12 protein-coding genes are annotated in these 12,507 nt (G+C 69.5%); 4 read left to right on the top strand and 8 right to left on the bottom strand.

The annotated features are described in order from the left end of the window. Nucleotides 1-927, top strand: coding sequence for an alpha/beta hydrolase (locus ABEU20_RS09540; RefSeq protein ID WP_420164177.1), 927 nt, complete (start codon nucleotides 1-3; stop codon nucleotides 925-927). Nucleotides 928-930: 3 nt separating this feature from the next. On the opposite strand, the gene ABEU20_RS09535 is transcribed toward ABEU20_RS09540, so the two are convergent. Next, nucleotides 931-1,527: a TetR/AcrR family transcriptional regulator gene (locus tag ABEU20_RS09535; protein ID WP_420164176.1), complete on the bottom strand. Its 597-nt coding sequence runs from the start codon at nucleotides 1,525-1,527 to the stop codon at nucleotides 931-933. A gap of 56 nt (nucleotides 1,528-1,583) precedes the next feature. On the opposite strand from ABEU20_RS09535, the gene ABEU20_RS09530 reads away from it, so the two are divergent. Then, nucleotides 1,584-2,705: a winged helix DNA-binding domain-containing protein gene (locus ABEU20_RS09530; RefSeq protein ID WP_420164175.1), complete on the top strand. Its 1,122-nt coding sequence runs from the start codon at nucleotides 1,584-1,586 to the stop codon at nucleotides 2,703-2,705. Nucleotides 2,706-2,714: 9 nt separating this feature from the next. Here the strand turns inward: ABEU20_RS09530 and ABEU20_RS09525 are convergent, their stop codons facing one another. The 5 genes from ABEU20_RS09525 to ABEU20_RS09505 all read right to left on the bottom strand — a co-directional run bounded on the left by ABEU20_RS09525 (nucleotide 2,715) and on the right by ABEU20_RS09505 (nucleotide 8,064). Further along, nucleotides 2,715-3,368, bottom strand: coding sequence for an acetoacetate decarboxylase family protein (locus tag ABEU20_RS09525; RefSeq protein ID WP_420164174.1), 654 nt, complete (start codon nucleotides 3,366-3,368; stop codon nucleotides 2,715-2,717). Then, complete coding sequence (locus ABEU20_RS09520; RefSeq protein WP_420164173.1) at nucleotides 3,352-5,091, bottom strand: FAD-dependent oxidoreductase; 1,740 nt, start codon at nucleotides 5,089-5,091, stop codon at nucleotides 3,352-3,354. The genes ABEU20_RS09525 and ABEU20_RS09520 overlap by 17 nt, the downstream gene beginning before the upstream one ends. After that, nucleotides 5,088-6,614, bottom strand: coding sequence for a flavin-containing monooxygenase (locus ABEU20_RS09515; RefSeq protein ID WP_420164172.1), 1,527 nt, complete (start codon nucleotides 6,612-6,614; stop codon nucleotides 5,088-5,090). Before ABEU20_RS09515 ends, ABEU20_RS09520 begins: the two co-directional genes overlap by 4 nt. Next, nucleotides 6,611-7,186, bottom strand: a complete 576-nt coding sequence (locus tag ABEU20_RS09510; RefSeq protein WP_420164171.1) for a TetR/AcrR family transcriptional regulator — start codon at nucleotides 7,184-7,186, stop codon at nucleotides 6,611-6,613. The genes ABEU20_RS09515 and ABEU20_RS09510 overlap by 4 nt, the downstream gene beginning before the upstream one ends. Before the next feature lie 116 nt (nucleotides 7,187-7,302). Then, complete coding sequence (locus tag ABEU20_RS09505; protein WP_420164170.1) at nucleotides 7,303-8,064, bottom strand: CPBP family glutamic-type intramembrane protease; 762 nt, start codon at nucleotides 8,062-8,064, stop codon at nucleotides 7,303-7,305. Between the two features lie 233 nt (nucleotides 8,065-8,297). Here ABEU20_RS09505 and ABEU20_RS09500 point away from each other — a divergent pair, with 233 nt between their 5' ends. Both ABEU20_RS09500 and ABEU20_RS09495 read left to right on the top strand, forming a co-directional pair. Next, nucleotides 8,298-9,995, top strand: coding sequence for a fumarate hydratase (locus ABEU20_RS09500; RefSeq protein WP_420164169.1), 1,698 nt, complete (start codon nucleotides 8,298-8,300; stop codon nucleotides 9,993-9,995). A gap of 159 nt (nucleotides 9,996-10,154) precedes the next feature. After that, nucleotides 10,155-11,168, top strand: coding sequence for an alcohol dehydrogenase catalytic domain-containing protein (locus tag ABEU20_RS09495; RefSeq protein WP_420164168.1), 1,014 nt, complete (start codon nucleotides 10,155-10,157; stop codon nucleotides 11,166-11,168). Between the two features lie 13 nt (nucleotides 11,169-11,181). Here ABEU20_RS09495 and ABEU20_RS09490 read toward each other — a convergent pair whose 3' ends face one another. Both ABEU20_RS09490 and ABEU20_RS09485 read right to left on the bottom strand, forming a co-directional pair. After that, nucleotides 11,182-11,766 carry a TlpA disulfide reductase family protein gene (locus tag ABEU20_RS09490; RefSeq protein ID WP_420164167.1) on the bottom strand — a complete coding sequence of 195 codons (585 nt, stop codon included), beginning with the start codon at nucleotides 11,764-11,766 and terminating at the stop codon, nucleotides 11,182-11,184. 68 nt (nucleotides 11,767-11,834) lie between these two features. Further along, the gene (locus ABEU20_RS09485; protein ID WP_420164166.1) at nucleotides 11,835-12,437 is read right to left on the bottom strand and encodes a methyltransferase family protein; all 603 of its coding nucleotides are present in this window, start codon (nucleotides 12,435-12,437) and stop codon (nucleotides 11,835-11,837) included. Between the last annotated feature and the right edge of the window lie 70 nt (nucleotides 12,438-12,507).

Genomic DNA, 12,507 nt, shown 5'->3' with positions numbered 1-12,507 from the left:
ATGCTCGAACTCGACCCCGACGTCGCCGCCTACCTCGGCACCCGCGAGGACTGGGTACCGATGCACGTGGCCGGAGTGCACGCGGCCCGCAGCGCCTTCGAATCGCTGCCGCAGCGACCGGGCCCGGACATGCACCGGGTCGAGGACCGCGTCGTCGACGGCCCACACGGACCACTCCGCCTGCGGATCTACCACCCGGTCGACGCACCGGACCTGCCGGCGCTCGTGTACTTCCACGGCGGCGGGTTGGTCATCGGCAGCATCGACAGCTTCGACCGGCTCGCCCGCCTCCTGGCCGAGGCCTCGGGCGCGGTGGTGGTGAGCGTCGACTACCGACTCGCTCCGGAACACCCCTACCCGGTGGCCACCGACGAGGCGTACTTCGCGACGCAGTGGGTGGCCGGCAACGCCGCCGGCCTCGGTATCGACGGAGATCGGATCGCGGTCGCCGGGGACAGCGCCGGCGCGACCCTCGCCGCCGGGGTGACCTTGCAGACCCGCGACGAGGGCGGGGCGCCGCTGGCGTTCCAGTTGCACATCTACGCGGGCATCGACCGCGACGACACCAAGCCCTCGGTGCTCGAGTTCGCGGACGGCCCGATCATCACCGCCGGCGACTTCGCGTGGACCAAGAACCTGTATCTCGGCGAGGACCCGAGCCGGGACCACCCGTACGGCGTGCCGAGCCTGGCAGAGGACCTGACGGGCCTGCCGTCGGCGATCGTGGTCACGGCGTCGCACGATCCCAGCCGCGACGGCGCCGAGGAGTACGCACACCGCCTCCGGGACGCGGGGGTCCAGACCGCCGTTCTACGGTATCCCGGTGTGGCGCATGGCTTCCTGATGCACGCCGATCTCCACGCTCGGGCCCGGCTGGCCCTGGCCGAGATCGGCGGCATCATGCGGGCCAAGTTCACGTACTGCTGAGTGCTACTCCGACCGCAGAGCCGCACACCAGACGTCGGTGAGGGTGTCGATCGCGCCGTCGCGATCGACACGCCACCCGCGCACCATCCAGGTGTTCAGGAACAGCTCGAGCCCACTGATGAGCAGCAGCGCACGCCGCTCGACGTCGGCGGCGTCGAACCGCCCCCACAACGCGGCGTTCGCGGTGAGCGCCGTGACGAACCGGCGGTGGTAGTCGAGGTAGAAGGCGTCGAACCGCACGACACCCGCGGACTGGACACGGAGCCTGTCACCGCTCGCCTCCCACGCCTCGACGACGCGCCCCACCCAGTTGCGAACCGTCGGTCGCGACCAGTCGTCCAGACCACCGAAATCGCGGTACAGCGCCTCGGCGCGATCCCACACCTCGACGACGATCTCGTGGACGATGGCGTCCTTGCTCGGAAAGTACGAGTACAGCGTGGCGCGGCTCGCCCCGGCCGCCTTGGCGATGTCGTCGATGGTCGTCTCACGAAATCCCCGCTCGCCGATCAGCCGCGCGGCGGTATCCAGCAGATGCGCCCGGCTCCGCTGCTTCTGCAACGCGCGCAGGGACAGCTTCTCGCCGGGTTCGGTTTCCATACTCGCAGTCTAGTGTCCGCGGGCGTTTGTCCGTGACCGCCCTTACACTCGCGGCTATGACCGTGGAAGTGACCCGCGCGCAGGTGCTCTCGTACCGGTGGCATGTCCAGCAACTCGATCGTTCTCCCGGCATCGCGACTGGTCCCGCCGACTGCGACCTCCTCGACCTCGGAATCCAGAACACCGGCCCCGACGGGGCGGCGTGGGCGCTGCACCTGCGCGGCACGCCACCCGGGACCTCGGACGATCTGGCACTCGCCTGGACGCTGCGCGGGGCGCCGCACCGCTACCGGCGCGCAGACCTGCCGGCCGTCGCGGTCGCGACCGCACCGCTCTCGGACGCGGACGCCGCCAAGCGCATCTTCGACGCCAACCGTCCGCTGAAGGCCGCCGGGATACCGACACTGGACGCGCTCCGAACGGTGGCCACCGAGATGCGCGACATCGTCCGGCAACCCACTGTGAAGGGCACGATGTCGTCGGCGCTCACCGCGCGGATGGACGACCCGTACCTGCGGTTCTGCCGCCCGTGCAACGCGACGCACATGTACGAGATGCCGTTCCGGCTCGCGGCACTGCAGGCAGGTCTGGAACTGCGGCCCGAGACCTCACCGCCCGTCCTCGAGCGGATCCCCGGCTGGCGCGGCAAGCCTTATACCCGCACCGCCGCGGACGCCGACGCTCGCTTCGACGTGATCCGCGGCTACCTGAGGTTCTTCGGTCCGGCCGACCCCAAGGCCGCCGCCGCGTACATCGACGCACCGGTCAAGGACGTCAAGGCGCACTGGCCCTCGGAGGTGACCGAGGTGTCGGTCGACGGTGCTCCGCGGTCGATCCTGAGCGAGACTCTCGATGCACTGCTCGAGTCGCCCGCCGACGACTCGGTCCGGCTACTCGGCCCGTTCGATCCGTACCTGCAACTGAAGGACCGCGAGCTCCTCGTGGCCGACGAGGGGCACCGAAAGGCGCTGTGGCCGACGCTCGGCCGGCCCGGGGCAGTCGCCGTCGGCGGTGAGATCGTCGGCCTGTGGCGCCCGCGCACCGCGGGCAAGAAGCTGTCGGTCGAGGTCACGGCGTGGGAGAAACTGCCGAGGTCGACACAGGCCGCGGTCGAGCAGCAGGCCCGCGCGCTCGCCACGTTCCGTGGGCTGTCGGCGGATACGGTGACCGTGCTCTGAGACGGGGTGTCACCCGCGCGTGATGCGCGCAGGCCCGGTACTCATCGCGCCTGATTCGATGACGATCCCGGGATGTGTCCCCGGCTTCATCCAGTGTCCGAGGGTGGGACCCGTGGCGTTCACCGTGACCCGCGCGGCGCGGAAGCGCCCCCGCAGTCGTGCCCGGGCGCCGGCCAGACCGCCGTCCGGCACGGGTTGCGCGAAACCGAGCGCGCCCAGGATCGGTAACGAGGGTCCGAACGGACGCGCGGTGGTCCGGATTCGCCAGCCGTCACCGACCGCAGTCACCGTGTCCGTGACGTCGCCGTCGAAGTCGGCGAGCACCTTCGGCAGATGCCAGTGCTCGCGTCCGCCGTGGACCGAGGGCTCCGAATCGACGGCGATGAACGGCACCGCCATCGCGGGAAGAACACCGATCCGCCGCGACGGCGCTCGGAGCACGGGGCTGGCGAGGATCTCCCGATACGGTCCGACCGGTGACTCGAGGTAGTCGACCATCATCGCGAGCGTCACCGGCAGCACCCGCCCACCCGGACCGAACAGGCCCGCGCCGGGCGTCGCGCGATGCCACCACAGCGTCGCCCGGACCGTCGCGGGCCACGGCGGTGGCGGGCTGGTGGGCCACTCGTCCCGCATCTGCTCGCTCTCACGCACGCTCCACACGGGCGTCCCTCTCTGTCGTGTCCGCCTCGGCGGTCGTTCGGCTCACCGGAAACAACGGCAGGCGCAGGGCCCCGGGCGCGTCGGGGGGCACGGCGGGATGTGCCGGAGCGACGGGCGGCACCGCGACGTACGGCGCACCGAGTTCGGGACGAGAATCGTCGTGCCCCTTGTTGGGCCACAACGCCATCGCGCGCTCGGCCTGCGCGGTGATGGTCAGCGACGGATTGACTCCGAGGTTCGCGCTGACCACCGACCCGTCCACGACGTGCAGCCCGTCGTGCCCGTACGCCCGCAGGTAGGGATCGACCACCCCGGTCGAGGCGCTGTCGCCGATGGCGCAGCCGCCGAGGAAGTGTGCCGTCATCGGAATATTCACCAGATCGAGGATCGACCCGCCCGCGTCCCCACCGATCCGTTCGGCCACCCTTCGGATCACCTTGTGCCCGACCGGGATCCACTCGGGCGGTGCGGTTCCCGGCCCCGGCCGGCTGGTGAGTCGGCGGCGACCGAACAGCCCCTTCCGGCTGGCGAGCTCGAGCGAGTTGTCGTCGGTCTGCATGACGAGCGCGATGACGGTGCGCTCGGACCAGTGCCGCACCGACAACGTGCGGAGGAACGCGCCGGGATTCCGCAACGCGACCCCCACCGCCTTCAGCGGACGTGGGACGCGCCCGCCGCCGTCGGTGAGCAGTGCCTGCAGCAAACCGATCACGTTGCTGCCCTTGCCGTATCGAACGGGCTCGATGTGGGTGTGGTCGTCGGGATGGAACGAGGACGTGATGGCCACGCCGTGCGTGAAATCCTCCGTGCGAGTCCGCGCCGCTGCGGCGAGTACCGCTTCGGAATTGGTCCGCACGACGGTCCCGAGCCGAGGCGACAGCTGCGGGAGGACGCCGCGGTCGCGCATCGACAACAGCAGACGTCCGGTGCCGTAGGTGCCGGCGGCGACCACCACCTGATCCGCGGTGAAGGTCGTACGGGCCGTCCGCCTCCGCCCCGTGGTTCGGGTGACGACGGCGTAGCCACCACCGGAGCGCGGGCGCACCTCCTCCACGGTGGTCAGGGGGTGGACGACCGCCCCGGCGTGTTCGGCCAGGTAGAGGTAGTTCTTCACGAGGGTGTTCTTGGCGCCGACCCGGCATCCGGTCATGCAGCCTCCGCACTCGGTGCAGCCGGTACGTTCGGGGCCGGCGCCGCCGAAGAACGGGTCCGGGACACGCGTCCCGGGCTCGCCGAAGAACACCCCGACCGGCGTGGTCGTGAAGGTGTGCCCGACCCCGAGTTCCTCGGCGACCGAACGCATCACCGCGTCGGCAGCGGTGAAGGTGGGATTCTCGCGCACTCCGAGCATGCGTTCGGCCTGCTCGTAGTAGGGCGCGAGTTCCCGCTCCCAATCGGTGATGTGACCCCACTGGGAGTCCCGGAAGAACGGGGCCGGAGGCCGGTAGAGAGTGTTGGCGTAGTTGAGGGAACCCCCGCCCACACCGGCGCCGGCCATCACCAACACGTCCGGAAGCAGGTGCATCCGTTGGACGCCGTAACAGCCGAGCCACGGCGCCCACAGGTACTGCCGCAACCGCCACGACGTCCTGGGCAGTTCGTCGTCCGCGAAGCGCCGTCCCGCCTCCAGGACGCCGACCCGGTACCCCTTCTCGGTCAGGCGCAGTGCGGCGACACTTCCGCCGAAGCCCGAGCCGATCACCACGACGTCGTAGTGCGTCATGCGCCCACTCCGGCATCCTCGGCCTCCCGGCGGCCCTCACCCGCCGCCGTGAACCGGTAGTTCTCCTGGTCGAACCGACGCGTGCGCCTGCGGAACCGCCACGTGAACGTCGGCCACATCACCGAGTTGCGCCCGCTGCGGTCGAGGTACCAGCTGTCGCACCCACCCGCGTTCCAGACCGTCCGGGCCAGCTGCGGATCCAGCTCCTCGTTGTAGCGCCGCTGCGCGCCGTCGGTGACCTCGGCGGTCGCGGCCCGCTCCGCGCGCATCACCCGGAGTGCGTCGGCGATGTATGCGGCCTGGGATTCGAGCATGTAGACGATCGAGCTGTGGCCGAGGTTCGTGTTGGGGCCGTACATCAGGAACAGATTCGGGAATCCGTGCACGGTCGTGCCGAGATGCGCCGACGGGCTGCCCGCCCAGTGCTCGGCCAGGGTACGACCGTCCGCCCCGCGGACGTGACGTGCGACGGGAGGCTCGGTGGGAGTGAATCCGGTCGCGAAAATGATTGCGTCGACCGGATACTCGTTGCCGAGATCGTCGATCACGCCGTTCTCGGTGACCGCGGTCAGCCCCGACGAGACAACGGTCACGTCGCGCCGGGTGAGCGTTCGCAGCCAGTCGTTGGAGAGCAGGATCCGCTTGCACGTGATGGTGAACGTCGGCGTCAGCGCCGCACGCAATCCGTCGTCGGGCACCTGCGCCCGCAGGTACGCCTCCGCACGACGCTGGAACAAGCGCAGCAGCCAGAGCTGGTGCGCCATGCCGAGGACGTAGCCCTCCTTCTGCGCGTACACGGCGCCGCGCACGAGCTTCTGACTGGACGGGAGCGCGCGGAACAGGGCCCGCTCGAAGCGCGAGATGGGGCGGTCGTGCTTGGGAAGCACCCACGACGCCGTCCGCTGGAACAGCGTGAGGTGTTCGACTCGATCGACGATCTCCGGAACGAATTGGATGGCCGACGCTCCCGTGCCGATCACCGCGACCCGCTTACCGGCCAGGTCGTAGCCGTGGTCCCACGTCGCTGAATGGAATGCGGTGCCCGCGAAGGACTCCACTCCCGGGACGTCCGGCCGCTTCGGCGCCGAGAGCGCCCCCGTGGCGGCGACGAGAACGGTCGCGGTGAGGGTTCCTCGCCCGGTGTGGACGCGCCACTGCCGGTGGCCGGCGTCCCACTGCGCCTCGATCAGTTCGCATCCCGTCACCGTCCGACCTGTCACACCGGTCTCGTCGGCAACGCGGCGCAGGTAGCCGTAGATCTCGTCCTGCTTGCCGTAGGCGTACCGCCAGCCCGGCTCCGGGGCGAACGAGTAGGAGTAGAGGGCGGTGGGGACGTCGCACGCGCATCCCGGGTAGGTGTTGTCCCGCCAGGTGCCGCCGACGTCGTCGGCGCGTTCGATCACCAGGAGGTCCGCGGTCGGGTCTTCGCGCAGCAGGGTGGCGGCCAGGCCGATACCGCCGAAGCCCGCGCCGACGATCAGGGTGTGGACGTGAGCGGGCAGGGTTGTCCGTCCGGATTTCACTCGGTCACCATCGCTTTCCAGACGGGCAGCAGGCGATCACGCAGCTGCCGGTCGGCTTCGGGAGTGCGGAACAGGGCGGAGACCGCCAGCCCCCTGGCGATCTCGATACTCAGGTCGACCGCGTCCGGGCTCATACGATCACCCACGATCTCGGCGAACCCCAGACGCAGCGCGTCCCCGACCTTGCGCTCGAGCGGAATCATCGCCTCGTGCAGGCCGGGATCGGTGCGGGCGGCGACCCAGAGTTCGAGGGCCGCGTAGAAGAGAGGTCCGGTGAACGCCTCACACAGCGTCTCGAGCCCAAGATCGGGATCGGGACGAGAGCGCAGCAGTTCGTCGAGGCGTCTGTCCACCAGATGGGCGACCGCGGCCACCACGAGCGATTCCTTGGTGGGGAACTGGTGCAGTTGGGCACCCCGCGACACGCCGGCCCGCTTCGTCACCGCCTGGCTGCTGGTCCCGGCGTAACCCACCTCCACCAGAAGGTCGATGGTGGCGTCAAGAAGCTTTCCGCGCGTCGCCGCACTGCGCTCGGCCTGGGTGCGAGATGTCGTTGCTGTGCCCTGGGTCACAAGGCGACAGTAGCGGGCAACTTACAAACAGTCCAGACTGTCGGCAAAATTCGTCGGCGAAACGAGAACGACCCGTTCCGCGGAGGGCGGAACGGGCCGTTCGGAGGGGCGTCGGATCAGGCCAGCGAGGCGTGCCACACCAGTGCTGCAGCGAGCGCGCCTATGCCGTTGAGCGACCAGTGCAGCGCGATCGGCGCCAGCAGGCTGCCGCTACGGCTGCGCAGCCACGTGAAGACGAAGCCTGCGGCCGCGGTGGCCGCAACGGCGCCGGCGATACCGAGGATCTGCCCCATCAGTCCGCCACCGAGGATGCCGGTGAGGCCGCGGTTCCCGGTGGTGAGCCCCAGCGACGAAGCGATGTGCCACAGACCGAAGAGCAAGGATCCGGCGGCGAAGACACCGCGAGCCCCCGAGACGCGCGACAGCGTGCCCTGCAGCACGCCGCGGAACGCGAGCTCCTCCGGGATCACGGTCTGCAGCGGGATGACGATCATCGACGCTACGAGGGCGCCGGAGATGGTGGCGTACCGGTCGGCCATGAAGAACTGTCGCGTGACGGGCAACGCGATACCGATCGCGACGACCGCGAGCACGAGGCCGACAGAGGCGAGGGCGTACAGCGTCCCCTTCTTCCAGTGCCGCGGCGACAGGCCCAGCTCCGACCAGCCCAGGCCGCGGCGACGCGTGAGTCCCACGAGGACGACCGCCGCGATCGGCACGGTCGCGATGCTCGCCCACACGGTGGTGAAGTGCGCGACGAGGTTGGTCGAGATCAGCACCGCGATGACGACGACCACGTCGAGCCACGCGTGTGCGGCGCGGATGCGATGGATGCCCGTCGTCGGCACGGCGCCGGCGTTCGCTGTAGCGCTGTTCATACGGTGAGGAGCCCCCGTCTGTCCGATCCTGCTGCTACCGACAGACAACTCATCGTTATCTGTCCGTTATCCAATCGAGCGTACGCCTTCCGGCGTCCGGCGCCCGGTGAGCTGTCGCACACCCCACCGCGCCCACCTTCGATGCTACGGACTCCCGCCCGCCCCGATTCGGACGCGCAAACGCCCGCCGTTAGCCTGAATACGAACTCAACAGCCCGTGTTCAGGAGAAACGATGCCGGAATTCCTCTACGAGGACCTGCTGCCGATCGGTGAAGACCCCACCGAGTACCGGCTGCTCACCACCGAGGGGGTGTCCACCGTCGAGGGACCCGACGGCCGCACCTTCCTGAAGGTCGAGCCCGAGGCCATGCGGTTGCTCACCGAGACCGCTCTGCACGACATCTCGCACTACCTGCGGACCGATCACCTGAAGCAGGTCGCGAGCATCCTCGACGATCCCGAGGCGTCGGGCAACGACAAGTTCGTCGCCCTGGACCTGCTGAAGAACGCGAACATCTCGGCGGCCGGCGTACTGCCCATGTGCCAGGACACCGGCACCGCGATCGTCATGGGCAAGCGCGGCCAGCAGGTGCTCACCCCGGGCGACGACGAGGAGTCGATCGCCCGCGGCGTGTACGACGCCTACACCAAGCTGAACCTGCGCTACTCGCAGAACGCCCCCATCACGATGTGGGACGAGAAGAACACCGGCAACAACCTGCCCGCGCAGATCGAGCTGTACGCGGACACCGCGAAGGGCCACGAGAACTCCTACAAGTTCCTGTTCATGGCCAAGGGCGGCGGATCGGCCAACAAATCGTACCTGTACCAGGAGACGAAGGCCATCCTGAACCCGGACTCGATGATGCAGTTCCTCGAGGCCAAGATCCGCTCGCTCGGCACCGCGGCCTGCCCGCCGTACCACCTGGCGATCGTCGTCGGCGGCACGTCGGCCGAGTTCGCGCTCAAGACCGCCAAGTACGCGTCGGCACACTACTTGGACGAGCTGCCCACCGAGGGTGCGATCACCGGCCGCGGCTTCCGCGACCACGAGCTCGAGAAGCAGGTCTTCGAACTCACCCAGAAGATCGGCATCGGCGCGCAGTTCGGTGGCAAGTACTTCTGCCACGACGTCCGCGTCGTCCGCCTGCCCCGCCACGGCGCCTCGCTGCCCGTCGCGATCGCCGTCTCCTGCTCGGCCGACCGCCAGGCGAAGGCGAAGATCACCCCCGAGGGCGTCTTCCTCGAGCAGCTCGAGTTCAACCCCGGCCAGTTCCTGCCCGAGGTCACCGACACGCAGCTCGACTCGGACACCGACGGCGTCTCGGGCACCGGCAAGGGCGCTGCGGTCAAGATCGACCTGACCCGCCCGATGCCGGAGATCCTGGCCGAGCTGTCGAAGCACCCGGTCAAGACCCGCCTGTCGCTGACCGGTCCGCTGGTCGTCGCGCGCGACATCGCGCACGCGAAGATCAAGGAGCGCCTGGACGCGGGCGAGGACATGCCGCAGTACCTCAAGGATCACCCGGTGTACTACGCCGGCCCGGCCAAGACCCCGGACGGCATGGCGTCGGGCTCGTTCGGCCCCACCACCGCCGGCCGCATGGACTCGTACGTCGAGCAGTTCCAGGCCGCGGGCGGATCGATGATCATGCTCGCCAAGGGCAACCGTTCCAAGCAGGTCACCGACGCGTGCAACACGCACGGCGGCTTCTACCTCGGTTCCATCGGCGGCCCGGCGGCCCGTCTGGCGCTGGACTGCATCAAGAACGTCGAGATCGTCGAATACGAAGAGCTCGGCATGGAGGCGGTCTGGAAGATCGACGTCGAGGACTTCCCGGCCTTCATCGTGGTCGACGACAAGGGCAACGATTTCTTCGCCCACACCGGAGAGGTCACGCTGACGATCGGCAAGCGCCCCGGCCTGTGAGCTGACCGGCGCATCGAATACCGAAGGCCCGGTGGAGCATTCGCTCCGCCGGGCCTTTCGTCGTCTTTGCCGCGTACGCCGCGCGGCCTTGCCAGGGTCCGCCTGCGGGGTCTTGACTGGAACGCGGACCGCCGACCGCCACACGGAGCGAGGGTGCCGATGTCGACCCATCGAGCAGTACACGTCCAGTCCCCCGGCGAACCTCTGACGCTCGCCGACGTCGAGACGACGCCGCCGGGCCGCGACCATGTGCGCATCGCGGTCGCCGCGTGCGGCGTCTGCGGCACCGACCACGGGTTCGTCAACGGTGGATTCCCGGGAATGTCCTGGCCGCTCACTCCGGGGCACGAGATCGCCGGAACCGTAGTCGAACTCGGAGACGGTGTCGACGACTTCGCGGTGGGCGATCGGGTGGCCGTCGGCTGGTTCGGCGGGCACTGCAACGAGTGCGTCCCGTGCCGCAAGGGCAACTTCATCCACTGCGAGAGGATGCAGGTGCCCAGCTGGCAGTATCCCGGCGGCTACGCCGAGTCGGTGACCGCGCCCTCCAACGCGCTGGCGCGGATCCCCCACGGCCTGTCGTTCGCGGAGGCCGCCCCCCTGAGTTGCGCCGGCGTCACGACCTTCGATGCGCTGCGCAAGACCCCGGCCCGGCCCGGCGATCGCGTCGCCGTCCTGGGGGTCGGCGGCCTCGGGCACCTCGGCGTCCAGTTCGCCCGGGCGATGGGCTTCGAGACGATCGCCATCGCGCGTGGTGCCGAAAAGAGCGACGACGCACGCCGGTTCGGCGCCCACCACTACGTGGACTCCACGGCCGGCGACGTCGCCGCGGCCCTGCAGGCGCTCGGGGGTGCGTCCGTGGTACTGGCGACCGCCGCGAACTCGAAGGCCATGGCCGACACCGTCGGCGGGCTGGCCGCGCAGGGCGAGCTGGTCGTCGTCGGCGTCACGCCGGATCCTCTGCCGATCAGTCCGCTGCAACTCATCATGCCCGGCGTCAGCGTGACGGGGCATCCGTCGGGCACCGCCCGCGACGTGGAGGAGACCATGCAGTTCGCGGTGCTGTCCGGGGTGCGCGCCCAGATCGAGGAACGCCCACTCGCCCGGGCCGCGGAGGCCTACGCGGCGATGGACGAGGGCCGCGCGCGGTACCGCATGGTGCTCACGATGTGAGCACGCGGTCGCGTCATTCCGCGGCGATCCGCTCGACCACGGGCTGCAGATCGACGTCGAGCAACTCCCGCAGGAACACCGCGGCGACGCGATGCTGCCGGTCGAGGACGATCGTCGACGGGATGACACTCGTCGGATACTTGCCGCCCAGTGCGAGCAGCGAGCGCATCGGCGGGTCGTAGATCGACGGGTACGTGAGCCCGAAGTCGACGGCGAAGTCCTGAGCCTTGTCCCGCTGGGGATCTCGTACGTTGATGCCGAGGAACTGCACGCCACTGCCCCTGGTCGCCTGATAGACCCGTTCGAGATCGTCCGCCTCGGCGCGGCACGGCGCGCACCACTGGCCCCACAGGTTGATCACCACGACCTGTCCGGGAAAGTCCGTGAGCGCGATCGGCTGATCGGTGATCAGTTCCGGGCCGGCGAGATTCCCGATCGATCCCCTCGCTTCCGGAGGGTCGTAGAAGATGTCCATCCGGCCGCCCGGGGCCACGAAATCGAACGTTCCACCCTGTGCCACGGCGTCCGCACCGGTGGCACACCCCGACAGCAGCAGGGCGACGGCCCCCGCGGCGGCGATCGCACGGCCGCTTCTCATTCCTGACATCCACACGACCACCAACATACTATCTACGTACGTAGATCGTAGATATAGGGGCGCGCGGGTTACAGGACGAACGGGATCAGCCGCCGGGTTCGGCGCATGTACTGCCGGTACGGCTCCCCCAGCCCCTCGACGAGCACCTGCTCCTCGTGCGGGATCCGCACGACGTAGGCCGCAGCGAGACCCAGCACCGTCAGCGGCGCAAGCCAATTCGTGTACGCGATGGTGAACCCGAGCGCGCAGGTCAGCGCCCCGGTGTACGACGGGTGCCGGATCCGGCGGTACAGGCCCGTGTCCACGACGCGCTGGCCCTGCACGGTCTGGACCTGGAACGTGAACGACGCGCCCAGTTCACGGACGGCCCGCAGACGCAGCGCCTGCCCCGCCGCGGCCACGGCGAGACCCGCCCAGAAGAACCACCAGGCGCCGCCGGTGATCACCGCCGCCGGAACGAGCACAGCGACCAACGCACCACCGACGTACGCCACCAGCAGACCGAGCCCCACCGCCGCCCCGGTCCATCCGTCTCGGTGGGAGCCTGCACCCGGGTGGGTCCGGCCGATCCAGGCTTCCGACAGCAGGACGGCCAGGAACGCGACGGCCAGAATCACCGCCGCGACCGGATCGGCCGCGAACAACGGGAGCACCTCGACGTCGTCCGCCATCCCTTCGAGTGTCTCGCGGCCCCGGGGCTGCCACGAGCGGAATCACCGAGTCCGGGCAGAAGACGTGGCG

The sequence above is a fragment of the Rhodococcus parequi genome, assembly GCF_046042785.1.
GTDB lineage: Bacteria > Actinomycetota > Actinomycetes > Mycobacteriales > Mycobacteriaceae > Prescottella > Prescottella parequi.
Note: the sequence above shows the minus strand (reverse complement) of the source record. Positions and strands in the feature narration are given on the sequence as shown.